1 protein-coding gene is annotated in these 477 nt (G+C 70.0%); it reads right to left on the bottom strand.

Annotation, left to right across the window (positions count from 1 at the left end):
- The coding region (locus LPA54_RS37445) for an exodeoxyribonuclease III (protein WP_228984907.1) at nt 1-477 on the bottom strand (477 nt) is incomplete at both ends.

Here is a 477-nt window from a genome sequence, read left to right as displayed (position 1 = left end):
GTAGACGACCGTCACCGGCGCGTGGTCCGACCAGCGTTCGGCGTGCGTCGCCGCCCGCTCCACGTACGCCTTCACGGCGCGGTCCGCGAGCCCCGGGGTGGTCATCTGATAGTCGATGCGCCATCCCGTGTCGTTGTCGAAAGCGCGCCCCCGGTACGACCACCACGAGTACGGGCCGTCCACGTCCGGGTGCAGGGCGCGCACCACGTCGACGTAGCCGCCGTCGGCCGGGTCGAGGACCCGGGAGAGCCACTCCCGCTCCTCGGGCAGGAAGCCGGAGTTCTTGGTGTTGCCGCGCCAGTTCTTCAGGTCGGCCTTCTCGTGCGCGATGTTCCAGTCGCCGCAGACCACGACCTCGCGCCCGTCGGCGGCGGCCTTCTCCCGCAGCTCCTTGAGGTACGTGAGGAACTCGTCCATGAAGCGGACCTTCTCGTCCTGGCGCTCCGTGCCGACCTCGCCGGACGGCAGGTACAGGGA

It is taken from the genome of Streptomyces sp. DH12, assembly GCF_020873895.1.
Taxonomy (GTDB): Bacteria; Actinomycetota; Actinomycetes; order Streptomycetales; family Streptomycetaceae; genus Streptomyces.
Note: the sequence above shows the minus strand (reverse complement) of the source record. Positions and strands in the feature narration are given on the sequence as shown.